At 71.9% G+C, this 21,761-nt stretch carries 20 protein-coding genes; 9 read left to right on the top strand and 11 right to left on the bottom strand.

Going from position 1 to position 21,761, the window contains the following annotated elements; all coding sequences use genetic code 11:
- Positions 1–325 precede the first annotated feature (325 nt).
- Both ppdK and ABTZ91_RS04865 read left to right on the top strand, forming a co-directional pair.
- Complete coding sequence (gene ppdK / locus ABTZ91_RS04870; protein ID WP_352075710.1) at positions 326–3,037, top strand: pyruvate, phosphate dikinase; 2,712 nt, start codon at positions 326–328, stop codon at positions 3,035–3,037.
- A gap of 521 nt (positions 3,038–3,558) precedes the next feature.
- Positions 3,559–4,617: a winged helix-turn-helix domain-containing protein gene (locus tag ABTZ91_RS04865; protein WP_352075709.1), complete on the top strand. Its 1,059-nt coding sequence runs from the start codon at positions 3,559–3,561 to the stop codon at positions 4,615–4,617.
- On the opposite strand, the gene ABTZ91_RS04860 is transcribed toward ABTZ91_RS04865, so the two are convergent.
- Entirely contained in the window at positions 4,587–5,744 is a 1,158-nt protein-coding gene (locus ABTZ91_RS04860; RefSeq protein WP_352075708.1) for an alkaline phosphatase PhoX, read from the bottom strand. The two genes, ABTZ91_RS04865 and ABTZ91_RS04860, sit on opposite strands and share 31 nt — an antisense overlap.
- Before the next feature lie 391 nt (positions 5,745–6,135).
- Here ABTZ91_RS04860 and ABTZ91_RS04855 point away from each other — a divergent pair, with 391 nt between their 5' ends.
- Complete coding sequence (locus tag ABTZ91_RS04855; protein ID WP_352075707.1) at positions 6,136–6,582, top strand: VOC family protein; 447 nt, start codon at positions 6,136–6,138, stop codon at positions 6,580–6,582.
- Between the two features lie 16 nt (positions 6,583–6,598).
- Here ABTZ91_RS04855 and ABTZ91_RS04850 read toward each other — a convergent pair whose 3' ends face one another.
- The 5 genes from ABTZ91_RS04850 to ABTZ91_RS04830 form a co-directional block, all read right to left on the bottom strand.
- Positions 6,599–7,360 carry an SDR family oxidoreductase gene (locus tag ABTZ91_RS04850; protein WP_352075706.1) on the bottom strand — a complete coding sequence of 254 codons (762 nt, stop codon included), beginning with the start codon at positions 7,358–7,360 and terminating at the stop codon, positions 6,599–6,601.
- Between the two features lie 114 nt (positions 7,361–7,474).
- The gene (locus tag ABTZ91_RS04845) at positions 7,475–8,059 is read right to left on the bottom strand and encodes a TetR family transcriptional regulator C-terminal domain-containing protein (protein WP_352075705.1); all 585 of its coding nucleotides are present in this window, start codon (positions 8,057–8,059) and stop codon (positions 7,475–7,477) included.
- Between the two features lie 70 nt (positions 8,060–8,129).
- Positions 8,130–8,459 (bottom strand): nitrite reductase small subunit NirD, encoded by a 330-nt coding sequence (gene nirD, locus ABTZ91_RS04840; protein ID WP_352075704.1) that lies wholly within the window; start codon positions 8,457–8,459, stop codon positions 8,130–8,132.
- Entirely contained in the window at positions 8,456–11,005 is a 2,550-nt protein-coding gene (nirB, locus tag ABTZ91_RS04835; protein ID WP_352075703.1) for a nitrite reductase large subunit NirB, read from the bottom strand. Before nirB ends, nirD begins: the two co-directional genes overlap by 4 nt.
- A 1-nt stretch (position 11,006) precedes the next feature.
- Positions 11,007–12,197, bottom strand: coding sequence for an FAD-dependent oxidoreductase (locus tag ABTZ91_RS04830; protein ID WP_352075702.1), 1,191 nt, complete (start codon positions 12,195–12,197; stop codon positions 11,007–11,009).
- Positions 12,198–12,539: 342 nt separating this feature from the next.
- Here ABTZ91_RS04830 and ABTZ91_RS04825 point away from each other — a divergent pair, with 342 nt between their 5' ends.
- Together ABTZ91_RS04825 and ABTZ91_RS04820 are read left to right on the top strand one after the other, a co-directional pair.
- A complete protein-coding gene (locus ABTZ91_RS04825; protein ID WP_352075701.1) occupies positions 12,540–13,079 on the top strand; it encodes a hypothetical protein in 540 nt (179 codons plus the stop codon).
- 381 nt (positions 13,080–13,460) lie between these two features.
- Positions 13,461–13,910 carry a hypothetical protein gene (locus ABTZ91_RS04820; RefSeq protein ID WP_352075700.1) on the top strand — a complete coding sequence of 150 codons (450 nt, stop codon included), beginning with the start codon at positions 13,461–13,463 and terminating at the stop codon, positions 13,908–13,910.
- Here ABTZ91_RS04820 and ABTZ91_RS04815 read toward each other — a convergent pair.
- Positions 13,892–14,035, bottom strand: a complete 144-nt coding sequence (locus ABTZ91_RS04815) for a hypothetical protein (protein ID WP_352075699.1) — start codon at positions 14,033–14,035, stop codon at positions 13,892–13,894. The genes ABTZ91_RS04820 and ABTZ91_RS04815 overlap by 19 nt on opposite strands.
- A gap of 6 nt (positions 14,036–14,041) precedes the next feature.
- Positions 14,042–14,734, bottom strand: a complete 693-nt coding sequence (locus ABTZ91_RS04810; protein WP_352075698.1) for a hypothetical protein — start codon at positions 14,732–14,734, stop codon at positions 14,042–14,044.
- Positions 14,735–14,868: 134 nt separating this feature from the next.
- On the opposite strand from ABTZ91_RS04810, the gene ABTZ91_RS04805 reads away from it, so the two are divergent.
- Positions 14,869–15,657, top strand: a complete 789-nt coding sequence (locus ABTZ91_RS04805) for a TSUP family transporter (protein ID WP_352075697.1) — start codon at positions 14,869–14,871, stop codon at positions 15,655–15,657.
- 52 nt (positions 15,658–15,709) lie between these two features.
- Here the strand turns inward: ABTZ91_RS04805 and ABTZ91_RS04800 are convergent, their stop codons facing one another.
- The 3 genes from ABTZ91_RS04800 to ABTZ91_RS04790 form a co-directional block, all read right to left on the bottom strand.
- Positions 15,710–16,336: a class F sortase gene (locus ABTZ91_RS04800; RefSeq protein ID WP_352075696.1), complete on the bottom strand. Its 627-nt coding sequence runs from the start codon at positions 16,334–16,336 to the stop codon at positions 15,710–15,712.
- An 82-nt stretch (positions 16,337–16,418) separates the two neighbouring features.
- Positions 16,419–16,967: a hypothetical protein gene (locus tag ABTZ91_RS04795; RefSeq protein ID WP_352075695.1), complete on the bottom strand. Its 549-nt coding sequence runs from the start codon at positions 16,965–16,967 to the stop codon at positions 16,419–16,421.
- A 239-nt stretch (positions 16,968–17,206) separates the two neighbouring features.
- Positions 17,207–18,028: an aminotransferase class IV gene (locus ABTZ91_RS04790; protein ID WP_352075694.1), complete on the bottom strand. Its 822-nt coding sequence runs from the start codon at positions 18,026–18,028 to the stop codon at positions 17,207–17,209.
- Positions 18,029–18,105: 77 nt separating this feature from the next.
- On the opposite strand from ABTZ91_RS04790, the gene ABTZ91_RS04785 reads away from it, so the two are divergent.
- The 3 genes from ABTZ91_RS04785 to ABTZ91_RS04775 form a co-directional block, all read left to right on the top strand.
- Positions 18,106–18,705 (top strand): NAD(P)H-dependent oxidoreductase, encoded by a 600-nt coding sequence (locus tag ABTZ91_RS04785; protein WP_352075693.1) that lies wholly within the window; start codon positions 18,106–18,108, stop codon positions 18,703–18,705.
- A gap of 15 nt (positions 18,706–18,720) precedes the next feature.
- Positions 18,721–20,568: an ABC transporter ATP-binding protein gene (locus tag ABTZ91_RS04780; protein WP_352075692.1), complete on the top strand. Its 1,848-nt coding sequence runs from the start codon at positions 18,721–18,723 to the stop codon at positions 20,566–20,568.
- A partial coding sequence (locus ABTZ91_RS04775; RefSeq protein ID WP_407077894.1) for an ABC transporter ATP-binding protein occupies positions 20,565–21,761 on the top strand: 1,197 nt, incomplete at its 3' end. The genes ABTZ91_RS04780 and ABTZ91_RS04775, both read left to right, overlap by 4 nt.

Below are 21,761 nucleotides of genomic sequence, written 5' to 3'. Positions count from 1 at the left end.
CCACCCCTGATAGGGGGTGTGCTCAGATGAGCAGGTTACGGGCCTCTCTCCCGCTTGAAGGGTGGCACTGGGTGCCACCCTTTTTGCGTTCAAGAGTTGAACGCAAATGCTGGAATACGCGCTCATCTGAGCGCTGTAGCCCTGCTTTGAGTCAAACGCCCTTCGGGGCCTGAAAGCGGAAGCTACCGCTCAGTTACTTTCGATGCGCTGGCGGACGGGTGGTTAAGACCGGGTGACCGGTAGGCGTACCTCCCCAGACGCCTTCGATCTGGGTATGTTCCTCGCCGTCAGGGCAGCCAACCGAGTCGTCGAGGAGTCGAGACCCGTGTCGGAAAACAATGATCAGAAGTTCGTGTACGACTTCACCGAGGGGAACAAGGACCTCAAGGACCTCCTCGGTGGCAAGGGCGCGAACCTGGCCGAGATGACCAACCTCGGTCTCCCGGTTCCCCCCGGCTTCACGATCACGACCGAGGCGTGCAAGACCTACCTCGACAGCGGCTCCGAGCCGGCCGAGCTCCGCGACGAGGTCACCGCGCACCTCGACGCGCTCGAGCGCAAGATGGGCAAGAAGCTCGGCCAGGCCGACAACCCGCTGCTCGTCTCCGTCCGCTCCGGCGCCAAGTTCTCGATGCCGGGCATGATGGACACCGTCCTCAACATCGGTCTGTCCGACGCCTCCGTCGCGGGCCTCGCCGCCCAGGCCGACAACGAGCGCTTCGCCTGGGACTCGTACCGCCGTCTCATCCAGATGTTCGGCAAGACCGTCCTCGGCGTCGACGGCGAGCTCTTCGAGGACGCCCTCGACGAGGCCAAGGCCGCCAAGAAGGTCACCAGTGACACCGACCTCGACGCGGTCGACCTGAAGAAGCTCGTCGAGCGCTTCAAGGAGATCGTCAAGGACGCCACCGGCCGCGACTTCCCGCAGGACCCGCGCGAGCAGATGGACCTGGCCATCAAGGCCGTCTTCGACTCCTGGAACGGCGACCGCGCCAAGCTGTACCGCCGCCAGGAGCGCATCCCGCACGACCTCGGCACCGCCGTCAACGTCTGCTCCATGGTCTTCGGCAACCTCGGCCCGGACTCCGGCACCGGCGTCGCCTTCACCCGCGACCCCGCCTCCGGCCACCAGGGCGTCTACGGCGACTACCTGCAGAACGCGCAGGGCGAGGACGTCGTCGCCGGCATCCGCAACACCGTGCCGCTCGCCGAGCTCGAGTCGATCGACAAGAAGTCGTACGACCAGCTCATGCAGATCATGGAAACCCTCGAGACGCACTACAAGGACCTGTGCGACATCGAGTTCACCATCGAGCGCGGCCAGCTCTGGATGCTCCAGACCCGTGTCGGCAAGCGCACCGCCGGTGCCGCCTTCCGCATCGCCACCCAGCTCGTGGACCAGGGCCTCATCGACGAGGCCGAGGCGCTCCAGCGCGTCAACGGCGCCCAGCTCGCCCAGCTGATGTTCCCCAAGTTCGACGAGAACGCGAAGGTGGAGCAGATCGGCCGCGGCATCGCCGCCTCCCCGGGCGCCGCCGTCGGCAAGGCCGTCTTCGACTCGTACACGGCCGTCAAGTGGTCGCGCTCCGGCGAGAAGGTCATCCTGATCCGCCGTGAGACCAACCCGGACGACCTGGACGGCATGATCGCCGCCGAGGGCATCCTCACCTCCCGCGGCGGCAAGACCTCGCACGCCGCCGTCGTCGCCCGCGGCATGGGCAAGACCTGTGTCTGCGGCGCCGAGGAGCTGGAGGTCGACACCAAGCGCCGCCGCATGACCACCGCCTCCGGCGTGGTCGTCGAGGAGGGCGACGTCGTCTCCATCGACGGCTCCACCGGCAAGGTCTACCTCGGTGAGGTACCCGTCGTACCGTCCCCGGTCGTCGAGTACTTCGAGGGCCGCATGCACGCCGGCGCCGACGACGCCGACGAGCTGGTCCAGGCCGTCCACCGGATCATGGCCTACGCCGACCGCGTCCGCCGCCTGCGGGTGCGCGCCAACGCCGACAACGCCGAGGACGCCTCGCGCGCCCGCCGCTTCGGCGCCCAGGGCATCGGCCTGTGCCGCACCGAGCACATGTTCCTCGGTGAGCGCCGCCAGTACGTCGAGCGCCTCATCCTCGCCGACACCGACGAGGAGCGCGAGGCGTCGCTGAAGGCCCTCCTGCCGCTGCAGAAGCAGGACTTCGTCGAGCTCTTCGAGGCGATGGACGGCCTGCCCGTCACCGTCCGCCTGCTCGACCCGCCGCTGCACGAGTTCCTGCCCGACATCACCGAGCTGTCGGTGCGCGTCGCCCTCGCCGAGGCCCGCAAGGAGCCGCACGAGAACGACCTGCGCCTGCTCCAGGCCGTGCACCGGCTGCACGAGCAGAACCCGATGCTGGGTCTGCGCGGCGTCCGCCTCGGCCTGGTCATCCCCGGCCTGTTCACCATGCAGGTCCGCGCCATCGCCGAGGCCGCCGCCCAGCGCATCGACGCCAAGGGCGACCCGCGCGCCGAGATCATGATCCCGCTCGTCGGCACCGTCCAGGAGCTGGAGCTGGTCCGCGAGGAGGCCGAGCAGGTCATCGCCGAGGTCCAGGCGCAGACCGGCGTCGAGCTGAAGCTCGCGCTCGGCACCATGATCGAGCTGCCGCGCGCCGCGGTGACCGCCGGTCAGATCGCCGAGGCCGCCGAGTTCTTCTCCTTCGGCACCAACGACCTCACCCAGACGGTCTGGGGCTTCTCCCGCGACGACGTGGAGGCGAGCTTCTTCACCGCGTACCTGGAGAAGGGCATCTTCGGCGTCAGCCCCTTCGAGACGATCGACAAGGACGGTGTGGGCGCCCTGGTCCGCAGCGCCGTCCAGGCCGGCCGCGCCACCCGCCCCGACATCAAGCTCGGCGTCTGCGGCGAGCACGGCGGCGACCCGGAGTCGGTGCACTTCTTCCACGAGGTGGGCCTCGACTACGTCTCCTGCTCGCCGTTCCGGATCCCGGTGGCGCGTCTGGAGGCCGGCCGTGCCGCGGCCGAGTCGAAGGGCAGCGACAGCCGCTGAACCCCGGTTCAGCCGCAAAGACCGCCGGAGCCGCCGTTCGTCCCCGACCCTCAAACCGATGGACGGCGGCTCCGGTTCCAAGAGAGACGGGGCGGACACCTTGTGCGGAGGTGTCCGCCCCGTCGTATTTCGTCCCGGTGCGGTTGTTGCATGATCGTTGGGGAAATGTGAGTTCCTGTTCAACTCCATGCGGTGGCGCATTGAATTATTCCGAGTTGAACTTTCGCAAAGAATGGAGCGGGCGCGACCCCCGGATCCCCACCCGGAGGCCGCGCCCATTACCCTCGTCGGGCGGGTGAGCCGCAACCTCGCCGACCGCCGCCGGACGCGACAAAGCCCCCCACGGTCTTCGCCGCGTCACCTCGGTCCTGAAGGTTTCCCGTCCGACACCGCACAGCTTTTCGGTTCTCGGCCGTTCGCCGCGATGCCTTTCAAGTGTGGCTGAAACACCCTGGTAACGTGCAGTGATGCTGTGCATACTCGTCGTCGGGGGTGGTTGCGAGTGCACAGGTGGGGGTTCCATGCTGCGGATTCATTTCAGCGGAAACGACTTGGCCGGGGTGCGGATGGCCGCCCGGCCGGATGTTCTATGGGAAACGATCCTCAGTTTTCACCGTTTAAGAGACCGGCGCGGCTCGACGGTGTACGGGGAATGGCGGTCCGAAGCGCGTATACGCCTGGGCTCCGAGACCCGGATCCTCGCCGCGCTCGTGCCGGGCCGCGGCTATTTCCCGGACTTCCTGACCCCGCCCCAGGGCATCCTCGGGCTCGACGAGGGTCTCGACGCGATCCGGGCCACCCCGCCGAGCCGGCTCCACACCGAACTGGCCCTGATCGGCGCGGAACGTCCGGGCCGCTCCGGCCGTCCCGCCGTCCCGGCCGCGCTACGGGCCCTCGCCGACGGCGGCACCGAGCCCCTGGGGCGTCTCCTCGCGGCCCTGCGCAGCTACCACCGGGCCGCCGTGGAGCCGTACTGGACGGGCATCCAGGCCCGGGTGGAGGCCGACCGGGCCATGCGCGGCCGGGCCCTGCTCGACGGGGGAGCGGGCGAACTCCTGGCCTCCCTGCCGCCGATGCTCCGCTGGCGCAGCCCCGTCCTGGAGGCCGACTACCCGGTCGACCGGGACCTCCACCTCGACGGACGCGGGCTGCTGCTCCAGCCGTCGTACTTCTGCCGCGGCACCCCGGTCGTGCTGCGCGACCCGGAGCTGCCGCCGGTGCTCGTCTACCCGATCACCCACTGCGAGGCGCCGACCGTGCGCGCGCCGGGCCTGCCCTCGCTGGCCAAGCTGGTCGGGCACACCCGCTCCGCGGTCCTCAGCGCCATCGGCGACGGCGGCACCACGAGCGAACTGGCCCGCAGGGCGGGGGTGTCGGTCGCCTCCGCGAGCCAGCACGCCGGCGTGCTGCGCGAGGCCGGCCTGGTCGCCACGCTGCGGCACGGCAACGCGGTCCTGCACACCCTGACGCCGCTGGGCGCCGCACTCCTGGGAGGAGGCGGCGCCCACGATCGGGGAACCCGGTGCGACGCGAAGGGCTACGCGCGCGGCTACGCCCGGAACGGGCCCGTCACCTCGTAGGTGATGCCGCCGGAGGAGCTGCCGCTGGTGCCCCGCTGGCTGGAGAAGTAGAACCGCTTGCCGTCGGGGGAAAAGGCGGGCCCGCATATCTCGGACGAGGACTGGCCGTTGATGCGCAGGAAGGGGGCCACGACGTCGTCCGGGGTGATGATGCAGATCTCCATGTTGCCGCCGTCCTCCGCGATGTACAGGTCGCCGGAGGACGAGCCGGTGACGTTGTCCACGCCGGTGAGCGGTGCGCCGCCGCTCACCAGCGAGTCGTCGTAGGCCAGTTCGTACGTGCTCGTGGCGAGGTTGAGCTGCCAGACCCGGCCGTCGCCCTTGGTGGTGAACCAGACCGTGTCGTTGGCGTAGTGGCAGCCCTCGCCGCCGTTGAAGACCTTCGCGCCGGAGACCTGGTAGCGGGTGGCGGTGGGGGAGCCGTCCGGGTCGGGCACGTTCTGCCAGGTGAAGGAGCCGGAGGTGGCGGTGCCCGCCACCAGCACCTGGAGGGTGCCGGAGGAGAGGTTGCCCCAGGTGCCCGGGACGAAGCGGTAGAAGCGGCCGTCGGACTTGTCCTCGGTCAGGTAGATCACCCGGCGCACCGGGTCCGCCGCCGCGGCCTCGTGGTTGAACCGGCCCATCGCGGCCCGGCGGGTGGCGGCGTTCACACCCCACGGGTCGGTCTCGTAGACGTAACCGGTGTCGACCTCCTCGCAGGACAGCCAGGTGTTCCACGGCGTCTTGCCGCCCGCGCAGTTGCGGTTGGTGTTGGACAGGATGCGGTACGCCGAGGTGACGGTGCCCGAGGAGTTGAACTTGATCGCGCTCGCGCCGCCGGTGCTGGATATCTCCGAGTTGGACACGTAGATCCAGCCGGTTCCGTCGGCGAAGCAGGCGCCGCCGTCGGGGGCGTTGTGCCAGACGTACGAGGTCCCGGGGACCGTCTGGCCGGACCGGGCGATGACCCGGCTGGTGAAACCGGCGGGCAGCTGGATGCCGTTGGCGTCCGCGGCGCCGAGCGCCCCGTACGGGCCGGGGCCCGGCTGGGCGGGGGCCGCGTAGGCCGCCCCGCGCATCATCGTGTAGCCGAAGGCGGCGGCCGAGGTGCCGATGACCGCTCCACGCAGGAAACTGCGTCGCTCCACGTCTCACTCCTGTCGGGGGTGTGAATCGCCCCGCCGCACCGGTCGGCGGCGGGGTCGCGCGCTTCCGGAAACTAGGAGTACCGAGTTGACTGTGCATCAACAAGCGGTGAAGGGGAAGCGGCGGGCACGGGGCGGTGTCGTCGGCCTCGGTCGGCATGGGGCAGGACGGCGCCCTCGTGTACCGGTGGCGCTGGGACGGCGAGGCGGGAGCCGTGCGCCGCTGGACGGTCCGGGGACCGCCCGTCTGAGAGAAGGGCGAGGGAAAAAGTTCGTCGAGAACGCCGAGCGGGCGATGAGTTCCGGACGCCCCGCCCGTCTTACCTCTCGAAAGCGCCGGCAAGGCAAGGCCGAGCCGGCTCTCCAGGGAAGACCCACGGAAGAGAGAGACACCATGGCCCCCCAGATGATCTTCGTGAACCTGCCGGTGAAGGACCTCGACGCGAGCAAGGCCTTCTACGAGAAGCTCGGCTACTCGATCAACCCGCAGTTCAGCGACGAGACCGCCGCCAGCGTGGTCATCAGCGACACGATCTTCGTGATGCTGCTCACCGAGGAGAAGTTCAAGAGCTTCACCGCGCCGGGCAAGGAGATCTCCGACGCGGCCAAGAGCACCGAGGTGCTGATCTCGCTCAGTGCCGAGAGCCGCGAGAAGGCCGACGAGCTGGCGGACCGGGCCCTGGCCGCCGGTGGCAGCCCGGCGAAGGAGCCGATGGACCTCGGCTTCATGTACGGGCGTTCCTTCGCCGACCCGGACGGCCACCACTGGGAGGTCTTCTGGATGGACCCGGCGGCCGTCGCCGAGGGCGGTGCGGGTGCGCAGGGCGGCGGCCAGGGCTGACGCCCCGGCAGCGGTGTCAGGCCGATGCGCCGCCGTCGATCACCAGATCCGTGCCGACGGCGGAGCCGCCCTGGTCCGAGGCGAGGTAGAGGACGGCGGCGGCCACCTCCTCCACCGTGGACACCCGCCCGAGCGGTGACTGCTCCTTCATCCGCGCCGCGCGCTCGGCTTCGCTCTCGCCCGGCAGCAGCGACATCGCCGACTCCATGGGACCGGGGCTCACCGCGTTGATCCGGATCCCGTCGGCCACGTGGTCGAGGGCCGCCGCACGCGTGATCGCCGAGACGGCCGCCTTGGAGACCTGGTAGCCGAAGACGCCCGGGATGCGGCGGTGCGGGCCCAGGTTGGACGAGATGTTGACGATCGCTCCGCCGCCGTGGCCGCGCATGTGGGCGATCTCCGCCTGGAGCGCGTGCAGGACGCCGGTGACGTTGATGTCGAGCAGGGTGTGCCAGTCCTCCAGCGGGAAGTCGGCCGCGCTGCGGCCGCCGAGGAAGACGCCGGCGTTGTTGACGGCCACGTCGAGGCCGCCGAAGGCCGCGACCGTGTCCCGTACCAGCCGGTGCATGTCCTCGGCGCGGGTGACGTCGGCGGTGAAGGCGCGGGCGGTGCCGCCCGCCGCCTCGACCAGCGCCACCGTCTCGTCGAGCGGGGCGGCCCTGCGGCCGGCGACGGAGACCCGGGCGCCCTCGGCGGCGAACGCGAGCGCGAGGGCCCGGCCGAGTCCGCTGCCTGCGCCGGTGACGAGCACGGTGCGGTCGGTGAAACGGTGCGACATGTCGACTCCCTTGGGGATCGGGGACGATCCTGATAATTGACCGAACGTTCTGTTATGAGGGCCGAGAAAAGGGGCGCCCCACGGCGCCCCGAGGCGGGTCGGCCCGCCCGGCGGTCAGTCGAGGAGGGCCAGCGCCTGCTCCGCCGCGTCGTGCACGCGGGCCGGGTCGCTGGACGCCTTGCCCACCACCCGCAGCCCCTGCAACAGCACCAGCAGCATCCGGGCGAGCGCCCGCGGATCACGCTCCTCGGGCAGCTCGCCCTGGGCCCGGGCCCTGCTCAGCGCGCTGTGCAGCAGGGTCTCGACGCTCTCCCAGCTGAGCTCCACCCGGCGCCTCACCTCGGCGTCGTGCGGGCCGAGTTCGGCCGCCGAGTTGGTGACGAAGCAGCCGATCTGGCGCTCCCCGTCGGTGGCCGCCTGCGCGGCGAACCGGCGCACCAGGCTCCGTAGGGCCGGCAGGGCCGGACCCGGGGCGGACAGCTCCGCCATCAGCCCCGGGTCGCGCGTCTCCAGATAGCGCTCCAGCGCCTTCATGTACAGCTCGTGCTTGCTGCCGAAGGTCGCGTAGATGCTGGCCCGGCCGATGCCGAGGTGCTCGACGAGGTCCGCCATCGAGGTCGCCTCGTAGCCGCGCGCCCAGAAGAGCTCGAGGGCTGACTGGAGCGCGGCCTGCGGGTCGAATTCCTTGGTCCTGGCCACGAGACGACCGTACGCCTTTCGCGGCCGTCTTTCAAGAACGGTCGGTCAATTAAGGCTTCGGGGGTGGGAGTCAGACCGTCCGCACCGGATACACCGCCACCGACACCTCGTCGTCGTCCAGGCACCGTCCCGTCTCCAGGTCGAAGCGCTGCTTCAGCAGCGGCGACGCCACGAACGGCCGCCCCTCCGCCGAACCGAGCAGCCCCCGGGAGAGCACCTGCGCCCCCGTGAACGGGTCGCGGTTGTCGATCGCGTACGTCCGCCCCGCCCGGTCCCGGAAGACCGCCGCCTGCCGGCCGTCCGGCAGCAGGGCCGCCATGCCCCGCCCCGGCGTCAGCCGGGACTCCTCGCAGACCGTCATCCAGGAGTCGGCGGACGGGGAGAGTTCGAGCGTCGTCATCGGGAGGTGGCTCCTTCCAGGGGCTTGGTGCCGATCGTGAGGATCGACAGGTCCGGCTTGATCTGGTCGCGCTCCGGCACGAAGCGGACCGTCGGGTCCGGGGTCTCCGGCGCGTTCACGAAGGAGACGAAGCGCCGCAGCCGCTCCGGGTCGTCCAGGGTCTCGGCCCACTCGTCCCGGTATCCGGCGACGTGCGCCGCCATCAGCGCCTCCAGCTCGTCGCACAGCCCGAGCGAGTCGTGCACCACCACGTCCCGCAGGTGGTCGAGCCCGCCCTCCAGGCGCTCCAGCCAGGTCGAGGTGCGCTCCAGACGGTCGGCGGTGCGGATGTAGAACATCAGGAACCGGTCGATGAGGCGGACGAGTTCGGCGTCCGACAGGTCCTGCGCCAGCAGGTCGGCGTGGCGCGGGGTCGCGCCGCCGTTGCCGCCCACGTACAGGTTCCAGCCGTTGGCCGTGGCGATCACGCCGAAGTCCTTCGACTGGGCCTCCGCGCACTCGCGGGCACAGCCGGAGACCGCCGACTTCAGCTTGTGCGGGGCGCGCAGGCCGCGGTAGCGCAGCTCCAGCCGGATCGCCATCTTCACCGAGTCCTGCACGCCGTAGCGGCACCAGGTCTGCCCGACGCAGGACTTCACCGTGCGCAGCGCCTTGCCGTAGGCGTGACCGGACTCGAAGCCCGCGTCGACGAGCCGGGTCCAGATCGCCGGGAGCTGGTCGACGCGCGCGCCGAAGAGGTCGATCCGCTGGCCGCCGGTGATCTTCGTGTAGAGGCCGAAGTCCCGGGCCACCTCGCCGATCACGATCAGCTTCTCGGGCGTGATCTCGCCGCCCGGGATGCGCGGCACCACCGAATAGGAGCCGTTGCGCTGGAGGTTCGCCAGGTGGTGGTCGTTGGTGTCCTGGAGCGCGGCCTGCTCGCCGTCCAGGATGTAGCCGCCCGCGCCGATCACCGGGGCGAGACTGGCCAGGATGGAGCCGACGGTCGGCTTGCAGACCTCGCAGCCCTCGCCGCCCTTGGCGCCGTCCCGCCCGTGCGAGTCGAGCAGCTCGGCGAAGGAGGTCACCCGCAGCGTGCGGGCGATCTCGTAGAGCTCGCTGCGGGTGTACGAGAAGCAGCCGCAGAGCCCTTTGTCGGTGGCCGCCGGGAGCAGCTTCTCGATCACCTTCACACAGCTGCCGCAGCCGGTGCCGGCCTTGGTGCACTTCTTCACCTCGGGCAGCGAGGCGCACTGGGTGATGGCGTGCTTGGTGACGTTGTGGCAGGAGCAGATGACCGCGTCGTCCGGCAGCGCGGACGGGCCGAGCGCGACCGGCGCGCCCACGCCCGCCGGCAGCACCAGCTGCTCGGGGGAGACCGGCGGCCTGCTGCCGGTCATCGGGCGCAGCATGCCGTACGACTCGGCGTCACCGACCAGGACGCCGCCGAGGAGCCGGCCCTCGCCGTCGACGACCAGCTTCTTGTAGACCCCGGAGCGCGAGTCGGAGTAGACGACGTCGAGGCAGCCCTCGGCGGTGCCGTGCGCGTCGCCGAAGGAGGCCACGTCCACGCCGAGCAGCTTCAGCTTGGTGGACATGTCCGCGCCGGTGAAGCCGCCTCCGGTCTCCTCCTCGGCGATCACCTTCGCCGCCGTCTGCGCCATCTCGTAACCGGGCGCCACCAGGCCGTAGACCCGCCCGTCGGCGGCGAGCGCGCACTCGCCGATCGCGAACACCGCCGGGTCGGAGGTCCGGCACAGCTCGTCGACGGCGATGCCGCCGCGCTCGCCCACGGCCAGGCCGCAGTCGCGGGCCAGCTGGTCGCGGGGGCGGACGCCCGCCGAGAACACCACCATGTCGGTGGCCAGTTCGGAACCGTCCGACAGCTTCATGCCGGTCACGGCGCCGTCGGCCGTCACGACCTCCTGCGTGCCGGTGCCGGTGTGGACGGTCAGACCCATCTGCTCGATCGTGCGCAGCAGCGCCGCGCCGCCGCCCTCGTCGACCTGCACCGGCATCAGGCGGGGCGCGAACTCCACGATGTGCGTGTCGAGTCCGAGGCCCTTGAGCGCGCCCGCCGCCTCCAGACCGAGCAGACCGCCGCCGACGACCGCGCCGGTCGTCGCCGTCTTCGCGTACTCCTCGATCGCGAGCAGGTCCTCGATGGTGCGGTAGACGAAACAGCCGCGGGCGTCCTTGCCGGGCACGGGCGGCACGAAGGGGTACGAGCCGGTGGCGAGCACGAGGGTGTCGTACGCGAAGAGCCGCCCGGACCGTGCGGTGACCGTGCGGGCCTCCCGGTCGATCGTGACGGCCGGGTCGTCGGTGTACAGCTCGATGCCGTGCCGTGCCATGAAGCCGTCCTCGACCATCGACAGGTCGTCGGGCGTGCGGCCGGAGAAGTACGAGGTGAGCTGGACGCGGTCGTAGGCGGGGCGGGGCTCCTCGCAGAGCACCACGACACGGGCGCGCTCGGTGACGCCGCGCTCCGCGAGCGCCTCCAGGAACCGCTGGCCGACCATTCCGTGGCCGACCAGGACGATGGTGGGGGTGGGCGCGGTCGTCATGTCAGGAGCCTCCGTCGTGGGTGAGCAGGTGAAGCAGGGGGGCGTCGGGCAGGGCCTCGTCGCCCTCCCAGGCGCGGGCGAGGGTCCCGACCGCGGCGAGATCGCCGAACAGGACGCCGCCGACCAGCCGGTCGCCACGGACGACGACCTTCCGGTAGGCCCGCCGGGTCGCGTCCGTGAGCTGGACGACGTCGTCCCCCGGAGCGGCGGTCGTCTCCCCGAACACGGCGAGGTCGAGCGACTCGGCGCCGGTGAGGGTGAGCCGGGTGAGGGCGCGGGTGCCGGTGTAGCGGGGCCCCGTTCCCGTGGCGGTCAGCACCTCCGCCAGGACGTCCGCCTGGTCGAGCGCCGGGCCCGCGAGCCCGTACACGCGGCCGTCGTGCTCCGCGCAGTCGCCGATGGCGTGGATGTACGGGTCGGAGGTGCGCAGCTCGTCGTCCACCACCACGCCCGTGCGGACGTCGAGGCCGGCCTCGCGGGCCAGCGCCACGCGCGGGCGGACCCCGCAGGCCAGGACGACGACCCGGGCGTCGAGGACGAAGCCGTCGGCGAGTTCGACGGCGGTGACCGCGCCGTCCCGCTGCCGCAGCCCGCTCACCCGGCACTCGGTGTGCACCTCGACCCCGAGCGCCTCCATGTGGGTGCGCAGCAGGGAGGAGGAGTGCTCGTCGAGCTGGCGTTCCATCAGGCGCTCGCCCTGCTGGGTGAGCATCACCTCGGCGCCGAGCGCCGCGAGGGCCCGCGCCGCCGAGACGCCGAGCAGACCGCCGCCGATCACGACCGCCCGCACACCGGGGCGGACGAGCCCGCGCAGCGCGAGACAGTCGTCGAGGGTGCGGAACGGATGCACCCCGGAGGGGAGCTCCGCGCCGCGCAGGCCGCGCAGCGGCGGCAGCACGGGCGCCGAACCGGTCGCCAGGACCAGCCGGTCGTACGGCACCAGCGTGCCGTCCGCGCACTCCACCGTGCGGGCCGCGCGGTCGATCCGCACCGCCCGCACGCCGAGCCGGGCCGGCTCCCGCGCTTCGGGCAGCGCGATCACCTCGGGCCCGTACCGCCCGGCGAGGACGTCCGCGAGCAGCAGCCTGTTGTACGGGGCGTGCGGCTCCTCGCCGAGCAGGGTGACCGGCAGGCGCTGGGCGAGCCGGGCGCCCGCCGTTCCGCCGCCGACCACCACGATCCGTGTACTCATACCGGGAAGCGTGCGCGGCGGGTGTTTCCCGGTGACATCCCGACTGTTTCCCGTACGGAACGCTGACCTCACCGTGGCCCGTGTCCACTGTGAGGGCCCGCCCCGCGTATACGACCAAGATCGCAAAAACGTGGGTTAAGGGGGGCCTTCGCGCCCCGTAGATCCAACGAATGCGGGTCATGGAACGATCTCCCGCAGGGCCTGTTCCTTCGCCATCTGCTGCCGGGGCATAGGGGTGTCCTTTCGCACGGGTTTCCGAACCGCCGGCCACGCCGAAGACGGCGCCGATCTGGGGGTGCAGCACGCTGCCCGTCGCGCACGGGCGGTCGGCGGTGAAGCTGGGTGCATGAGCATCAGCAGCGAGCGGCCGGCGAGTGCCGGGCAGGTCGATGCGGCGCTGGCCGCCCTGGGGGCGGCGCCGGTGGCGGACCGGACCTTCGGCCGGAGGGACCGCGTGCAGAGGATCGTCTGCATCTGCTGGGCAGTCTGCTCGCGACGACGGAACTGGAGATCACGGCTGCGACACGGCTCGCTGAGGAAGAGGAGATCGTCGACGTCTTCGACGCCGTGAACGGCTGGATGCAGGAGGTGGGGCCTGACGCCGGCCTGGCGGCCAATGTCCTGGCGAACCGGCTGGAGCGCACGGCGTTGCAGGTGGCGCAATCCGATGCCGAGGAACCGCCTCCGGGGCGTGAGGCGTCGTTCGCCGCCGTGACGGCGGCGACCTTCGTGCTCTCTGCCCAGCTGCATGCCGACCGCGGCGACGTCGAGGGCGCTCGGCGGGCGCTCGGCGGGGTCGAGGAAGCCGTCATCGACGTGCTTCAGAACGTGTATGCCCTGCGCGTCGCGATCGGCGACGCGCAGGGCGGCGGGGAGCAGTGACCACGACGGGCAGGCCTGCCGTACGGGGCGGTGCGGGGCGGGTCAGTCCAGGTCGGCGCCGGCCAGGGTGACCGCAAGTGCGAGGTGGAGGACGGCGCCCAGGCAGGGCCTGCGGCTTCCTCGCCCGCATGGTCCGAAGGAGTCAGGACCGGCTCGTGCCCGTGGGGGTTCCGACACCGTCGGACCATTGCGCAGCTGAGTCACAACAACGCAGGCCCAACTTGCCCCAGCAGTCAAGCGGATTGGCGATCTGAGTCATGCGAACAGGCATTCCCCTTGCAGAGCGTTAATCTCCTTCAGTCCCTGCGCGGGGCCACCGGTACGTTCGGGCGCCTGCCGAACGACGTACGCCGGTTGAGGTGTTCAACGAAAGGGAGAACCATGAAGATCTTGTCCCGACTTGCTCTCATACCGGCCGTGCTGGCGGGTGTGGGTCTCAGCGCATCCCCGGCCTCGGCCCATCAGTATTACCAGCAGGAGTTCACGGTCTGTTACAAGAACTCCGACTGCAACATGGGCTTCACCTCGGGGGCTGTTTCCTGGCCTGCGTTGTGCGATTCCCTCGAGCCGTGGCCGTGTGCGCCTACGATCGATGGCCGAGTCGTGAACCGCCTGGGCAGCAGTTACTCCACCACCGCTGTCTTCGAGGGGTTCAATGAGGCGGGGACCAAGGTGTTCGGCGACTCCCGCACCGTCGCGGACGGTAACAAGACGTTCACGACCGTCTCCTTCCCCGAGGGAACGGAGCGGGTGAAGATCACGGTTTGCCAGAACTGGGAGGATGGCACGCGCACCTGCGGCCTTCCGGAGAACTACAGCGGCGGCGTGTAGACCGTTCCTTCGGGTTGATCAGTTACCGGGCCGGACACCGTCTTGATGCGTATGTCGCGCAGGATGATCTGGGCCAGCCGCTCCAGGGTCCGCAGCCGGGTGAGGTCGTCCGGCAGGTCGAGCACGGCGCATCAGCCTGCCTTGCGGTAGGCGCCGGCGGGGCGGACGGCGGCGCGGCCGAACCGCGCGTTGATGGCGTCCAGCACCGGCTCGACCTGGTGGGGTGCTTCGCGGGCGGGGTCGAGGGAGAGCTGGGTGCCGGGGCCGGCGTCGGCCGGGGCGAGGTCTTCGGCGGTGAGGACGAGGCGGCGGATGCGGGCGCGCTGGTAGGCCATGGCGTCCCAGATCTGCCACAGGGCGGTGCGCAGGTCGTCGGTGTGTGCGGAGGGGGCGGGCAGGCGGCGGGTGCGTTCGACGCCGGCGCCGTCGGCGAGCCGTACGGCGAGGGTGAGGCCGCGGGCGACCTGGTCGCGGCCGCGCAGCCGCTCGGCGAGGGTGACGACGAGGTCGAGGAGCGCGGCCCGTAGCAGGACGGGGTCGAGCATGTCCCGCTCGAAGATGTGGCTCACCGACGCGGCTTCGGGCATGCGGCGCGGGACCACGGCCCGCGGGTCGATGCCGCGGGCGCGCTGCCTGAGGACCCTTCCCTGCTTGCCGACGAGGCGGCACACGACGTCCTCGGGCTGCGCGGCGAGCGCGCCGATGGTGTGCAGGCCGAACCGGCGCAGCGTCTCGGCGGTCTTCTCCCCGACGCCGTGGAGGGCGGAGATGTCGAGCGGGGCGAGGAAGGCCTGTTCGGCGCGCTGGTCGGGGAGCCACAGCACGCCGGTACCGGTTGGACGATCATGCGATCCATACGGACCGGCTCGGGACCTCGGAAGCAGCCCGACCTCAGAAGCAGCTCAAGACTCACGCGATCGATGGGTGGCACACCGATCGGCCGCCTAGGCTCCGGGGCATGCCTGCTGACATATCCCTGACGACCCTGCTCCTGCTCTGTCTCGCGGCGCTGGTCGCCGGCTGGATCGACGCCGTGGTGGGGGGCGGCGGGCTGCTCCTGCTGCCCGCGCTGCTGCTCGGTCTGCCGCACGTGCCGGCCGCCCAGATCCTCGGCACCAACAAGGCGGTGGCGATCGTCGGCACCACCGGCGCGGCCGTCACCTACGTCCGCAAGGCGCCGGTCCGGGTCGGGACGGCGGTACGGATCGGGCTCGCGGCGCTCGCCGGGTCCATGGGCGGGGCCTTCTTCGCGGCCGGGATCAGCAGCGAGGTGCTGCGGCCGGTGATCATGGCGGTGCTGCTCGGGGTCGCCGCCTTCGTCATGTTCCGGCCGTCCTTCGGCACCCGCGCGGCGGGCGAGGAGCGGCCGCCGCTCACCCGGGCCCGGATCGTCACCGCGATCGTGGTGGTCGGCGGCGGCATCGGCTTCTACGACGGCCTCTTCGGCCCCGGAACCGGCACCTTCCTGGTGCTCGCCCTGACCGCGGTGCTGCATCTGGACCTGGTGACGGCCTCCGCCACCGCGAAGATCGTCAACGTCTGCACCAACGCGGGCGCGCTCGCGATGTTCGCCTACCAGGGCAACGTGCTGTGGCAGCTCGCCGCCGTGATGGCCGTCTTCAACCTCGCCGGCGGCATGCTCGGCGCGCGGATGGCACTGCGCAAGGGCGCGGAGTTCGTGCGCGGGGTGCTGCTGGTGGTCGTCTTCTCGCTGGTCGCGAAGCTCGCCTTCGACCAGTGGGCGTGACCGGGCGGGGGAGAGGGGGGCGGGAGCTCGGGCCCGGGGGCCCGGACGGCCCTCAGGCGGGGCGGACGCCGATCAGATGGCCGAAGGCGACCACGTTGCCCTGGTAGCCGCCGCCCTTCTTCGAGAAGCCGCCGCCGCAGGTGATCACCCGGATCTCGGCCCGGTCCGCCTCCCCGTACACCTTGGCGTCGGGGAAGCGGTCCTTGTCGTAGACCTCGATCGCGTCGATGGTGAAGACGGCGGTGCGGCCGTCCCGCCGGTCCACCTCGATCCGGTGCCCCTTCTTCAGGGCGCCGAGCGCGTAGAAGACGGCGGGCCCCTTGGCGTTGTCGACGTGGCCGGCGACGATCGCGGTCCCCTCGGCGCCGGGCCGGGTGCCGTCCTCGTACCAGCCGGCCAGGTTGCCGTTCTCGGCCGGCGGCACCTCCAGCGTGCCGTCGGCGGCGAGGCCGAGGCCCGTCATCGGCGCGTCCACGTCGATCTCGGGGATGCGCAGCCGTACCGGGTCGGAGGGCGGGAGCGGGTCGGCGGCGGCGTCGGTGTGCACGCTCGGCCCGGCGGCGAAGGCCTGCGCGGCCGACGGCACCGGCGGGGTGACCTCGCCCGAGCCGTTCTGGATCATCCACAGGCCCGCACAGGCGGCCACGGCTATGCCCCAGCCCTTGGTCCTGTTGGTCATGCTGCTCTCCGGTACGGGTGTGGCCCTGCCCCCGCCGGGCCGTCAGCGGGCGCGCGGCGGGGGCAGGACGATGGCGGTACGGTCAGCCGTCCTGCGCGCCGCTCGCCCGGCGGCGCAGGAGCCAGGTACCGCCGACGGCGGCCGCGGCCAGCACCGCCGCACCCGCCGCGATCTGGGCGTGGTCGGGGCCGACGCTGCCGCCGACACCGGTCTGCACGTGCCCGCTGGGCTTCTTGTGCTTGACGACGAGCTCGCCGCGGGCCGTCTTGCCGTTGTCGCAGGCGACGCTGATCCAGTACGTGCCGGCCTTGGCGTGGTGCGGCACCGTGAACTGGCCGACCACGACCTCCTTGTGGGTGCTGGGGCTGAGCTGGAACTCGCCCGCGCCGAGCGCGTTCGCGTCGCCCACGCCGTGGCCGTGCTTGCCGCAGGCCAGGGTGTTCACGGTGACGATGGTGCCCGGGTCGGCGGGGGAGGGGAAGACCTCCAGGACCTCGGTCTTGCCGTTGTGCTTGCCGCCGCCGTCGTTGTCGCCCTTCGCGTACGCCAGGGGGGCGGCGAGGGCGCCGAGGGTGACCACCGTCAGCGCGGTACCGGTGAGCAGAGAGAGGGGGACAGGGGTGCGGCGCATGTGGGGGCCTCCGAGGCGCGCGGACGGTCTTCCGGAAAGGGGCTTCCGTAGGACCGAGGTAAACGCCCGGGTGCTCCGCGCGCCTGCTGATGTCCCATCAGAATTGCTCCGTCTCGGTGCGGCGTGCCGCCTCGATGTCCGGCGTTTACGCAGGTCGGAGCGGGTTTCGCGGCGTCAGCCGGTGGTCCGTGCCGAACGGGTGACCGGTCGCCCGGCTGTGCGAGCGGGCAGCCGTCGCGTCAGGCGGCCTCCAGGGCGTCCCACGGCACCGCCTCATAGGCCGCGTACACCCGGGCCATCAGCTCCTCGTCGACCGTGAGCGCGGTGTCGTCGATCCGGGAGACCGGGGCGATGCCGCGCGAGTTGGTCACGAAGGCCGCGCGGAAACCGGGGACGTCGGCCAGGGTCACCCGGCGGGTCACGGACGGCAGCCGGGGCGTGAGGAGGGACATGGTGACGCCCGGGAGGCAGGGCGCCGACGGCCACACCACCGAGGTCCCGTCCCAGAAGGCGATGTTGGTGACCGCCCCCTCGGCGATCTCCGCGTCCGGGCCGCCGGTGAGCAGGGCCTCGTCGAAGCCCGCCCGGCGGGCCGCGTCGCCGTGGAAGGTCTGCCCGAAGCCGCCCAGGTGCTTCAGATGGGCGGCCGGGCGCCAGTACGCGACGGACTTCAGGGCCCGCGGCGTGCGGTCCGCCGGGTACGGGGCCCGCACCGTCACGACCGTACGGGCGCCCTCGTACACGTACACCCGCGCGGAGGCGTCCCGCCGCCCCGCCGCCGCGAGCGCGCCGGCGAGCAGCGCGCGGACCCGCCCGCCGTCCAGGCCCCGGCCGAACAGCTCGCGGGTGGCCCGGTCGAGCCGGTCCAGATGCAACCCGAGGCCCCGCACGCGGCCGCCTCGCACCTGCATCGCCGTGAAGTGGCCGTAGCCGCTCATCAGCGTCGCCAGGAGTTCCGGGTCCGCGGCCGGCTCGCCGTCGACCTCGATGCGCAGCGGGGGGAGTTCCCCGTCGGGCGGCGTGGCCGGGTCCGGAGGAGGGGCGGCGGGAGGCGTCGTCATGGGGTCCACCGTATGCCGGAAATCCGTGCCGGTCCGCGCTTGACCTCAACCAAACTCGAGGTACCAGGATCCTCGGCATGGACCTCACGAACTCCACCACCACGCCCCTGCGCCTCGCCGTCATCGTCGCCAGCAACCGAGAAGGCCGCTTCGGCCACGTCGTCGCCGACTGGTTCACCGCCCGCACCGCCGAGCGCGACGACTTCACCACCCAGGTCGTCGACCTCGCCGACGTCGACCTGCCCACCGCCCTCTCCCACCGCCCCGGCCCCGCCGTCCGCGCCGAACTCGACAAGGTCAGCCCGGTCCTCGCCGCCGCCGACGCCTTCGTCGTCCTCACCCCCGAGTACAACCACTCCTTCCCCGCATCCCTCAAGTCCCTGATCGACTGGCACTTCACCGAATGGCAGGCCAAGCCCGTCGGCTTCGTCTCCTACGGCGGCATCTCCGGCGGCCTGCGCGCCGTCGAACAACTCCGCCAGGTCTACGCCGAGATGCACGCCGTCACCGTCCGCGACACCGTCTCCTTCCACCAGGTCCACGGCCGCTTCGACGAGGACGGCAACCCCAAGGACCCCACCGGGCCCGACGCCGCCGCCAAGACCATGCTCGACCAGCTCGCCTGGTGGGCCCGCGCCCTGAAGGACGCCAAGTCCGTCCGCCCCTACGCCGGCTGATCGGAAACCTCCACCATGCTGCTCCGCCTCGTCGCGGCGAGACTCGCCCCCCACCGGCCGTTACTCGCCCTCCTCGTCCTCCTCCAGCTCGCCCAGTCCCTCGCCTCCCTCGCCCTGCCCGCGCTCAACGCCGGCGTCATCGACCAGGGCGTGCTGCGCGGCGACACCGGACGCGTCCTGTCCGGCGGCGGCCTGATGCTCGCCGTCACCCTCCTCCAGGCCGCCGCCGCGGCCGCCGCCACCTACACCGGCGCCCGCATCGCCATGGGCATCGCCCGCGACCTGCGCTCCGAGGCCTTCCGCCGCGTGCAGGACTTCTCCGCCCGCGAGACCGGCCGCTTCGGCACCGCGTCCCTCATCACCCGCACCACCAACGACATCCAGCAGATCCAGACCTTCACCGTCCTCGTCCTCACCATGCTGGTCGCCGCACCCCTGATGTGCCTGGGCGGCCTCGCCATGGCCGTCCGCCAGGACGTGCCGCTCTTCCTCGTCCTGCTGCTCTTCGTCCCCGTCATGACCGGCACCGTCGGCGCCATCGTGCTCCGCATGCGCCCCCTCTTCCGCGGGATGCAGCAGCGCGTCGACAAGGTCAACCGGCTGCTGCGGGAACAGATCACCGGCATCCGGGTCGTCCGCGCCTTCGTCCGCGACCGGCACGAACAGCGCCGCTTCGCCGGCGCCAACGACGAACTGCTCGCCGTCGGCCTGCGGGCCGGCCGCCTCCAGGCCGTCATGTTCCCGACCGTCCTCGTCGTCTGGGAGGTGACCACCGTCGGCATCCTGTGGATCGGCGCCCACCGTCTCGACTCCGGCGCCCTCCAGGCCGGCTCGCTCGTCGCCTTCCTCGGCTACCTGCTCCAGATCGGCATGTCCGTGATGATGGTCCTCTTCCTCCTCATGCACATGCCCCGCGCCGAGGTCAGCGCCGAACGCGTCCGCGAACTCCTCGACACCACCCCCTCCGTCACCCCGCCCGCCATCCCGCTCACCCCGGCCGACGACCCCGGCCGGCTCGACCTCACCGGCGTCGGCTTCCGCTACCCCGGCGCCGAGGAACCCGTCCTCACCGACATCGCCCTCACCGCCCGCCCCGGCCGCACCACCGCCGTCATCGGCTCCACCGGCAGCGGCAAGTCGACCCTCCTCGGCCTCGTCCCCCGGCTCCACGACACCACCGCCGGCCGGGTCACCCTCGGCGGCACCGACGTCCGCGACCTCGACCCGGCCCTGCTCGCCCGCACCGTCGGACTCGTCCCCCAGAAGCCGTACCTCTTCTCCGGCACCGTCGCCACCAACCTCCGCTACGGCCGGCCCGACGCCACCGACGACGAGCTGTGGCACGCCCTGGAGGTCGCCCAGGCCGCCGACTTCGTCCGCGCCCTGCCGAAGGGCCTCGACGCACCCGTCACCCAGGGCGGCGGCAACCTCTCCGGCGGCCAGCGGCAGCGCCTCGCCATCGCCCGGGTCCTCGTCGCCCGGCCCCGGATCTACCTCTTCGACGACTCCTTCTCCGCCCTCGACAACACCACCGACGCCCGGCTGCGGGCCGCCCTGCGCGAAGAGACCGCCGACGCCACCGTCGTCATCGTCGCCCAGCGGGTCTCCACCATCCGCGACGCCGACCGGATCGTCGTCCTCGACCGGGGCCGGGTCGTGGGCGCCGGACGGCACCACGAACTGATGGCGGAGAACGAGACGTACCGGGAGATCGTCCGCTCCCAGCTCACCGAGGAGACGGACGGCCCCGCCGGGGAGCCGATCGACCGGCCCGCGGACGACTTCGCCGACCCGTCCACCGGCCGGTCCGCCGACCGGCCCGCCGACCGGCTCACCGCCCAGGACCAGGAGGCCGTCGCATGACCACCGCCGCACCCGTCCGGCCGCCGGAGCGGGACGAGGACCGCGCCCCCGCACGGATCGGCCCCGCCGCCCCCCAGCGCGGCCCCGGCCTCACCACCCCCGCGCTCGAACGCTCCCTGCACTTCCGCGCCTCCGGCCTGCGCCTCCTTCGCACCCTCGCCCCCGACCGCCCGCTGCTCCTCGCCGTCCTCGCCGCCGCGGCCCTCGCCGCCGCCCTCAGCGTCCTCTCCCCGAAGATCCTCGGCCACGCCACCGACCTCGTCGTCTCCGGCGCCGGCACCCCCGCCGGCGTCGACTTCACCGCCGTCGGCCGGGCGCTCGCCGCCTCCGCCGCCGTGGTCGCCGCGGCCGCCGTCCTCACCTGGGTCCAGCAGCGGCTCGCCACCACCGTCGTCCAGCGCGCCGGCCACCGGCTGCGCGCCCGCGCCCAGGCCAAGCTGTCCCGGCTGCCGCTGCGGTACGTCGACCGCCAGTCCCGCGGCGAACTCCTCTCCCGCACCACCAACGACATCGACAACGTCGTCCAGACCCTCCAGCAGGCCTTCAGCCAGATGATCCGCGCCCTGCTGACCCTGGTCGGCGTGCTCGTGATGATGTTCTGGATCTCGCCGACGCTGGCCCTGATCGTGCTCGGCACCGTGCCCGTCTCCGTCGGCGTCGCCGCGTACGTCGGGCGCCGCGCCCAGCCGCAGTTCGTCACCCAGTGGTCCGTCACCGGCCGCCTCAACGGCCACGTGGAGGAGATGATCACCGGCCATGCCGAGGTCGTCGCCTTCGGCCGCCGCGCCGAGGCCGTCCGCCGCTTCGACGAACTCGGCGAGGAGCTCTACCGGGCGAGCTTCCGCGCCCAGTTCATCTCCGGCTTCATCCAGCCCGCCCTCACCCTCGTCGGCAACCTCACCTACGTGGTCGTCGCCGTCGCCGGCGGACTGCGGGTCGCGAGCGGCACCCTGACCGTCGGCGACGTGCAGGCCTTCATCCAGTACTCGTACGAGTTCAACGGCCCCGTCACCCAGGTCGCCGCCATGGCCAACCTGCTCCAGTCCGGAGTCGCGTCCGCCGAGCGGGTCTTCGCCCTCCTCGACGCGGAGGAGGAGACGCCGGACGGGCCGGTGGGCGAGAAGCCGGCGGAGCTGAAGGGCCGGGTCTCCTTCGAGGAGGTCGCCTTCCGTTACGAGGCGGACAAGCCGTTG

The organism is Streptomyces sp. NPDC126499 (assembly GCF_040302485.1).
GTDB lineage: Bacteria > Actinomycetota > Actinomycetes > Streptomycetales > Streptomycetaceae > Streptomyces.
The sequence above is the reverse complement of the archived record's forward strand: the minus strand, read 5'-3'. Positions and strand labels throughout refer to the sequence as shown.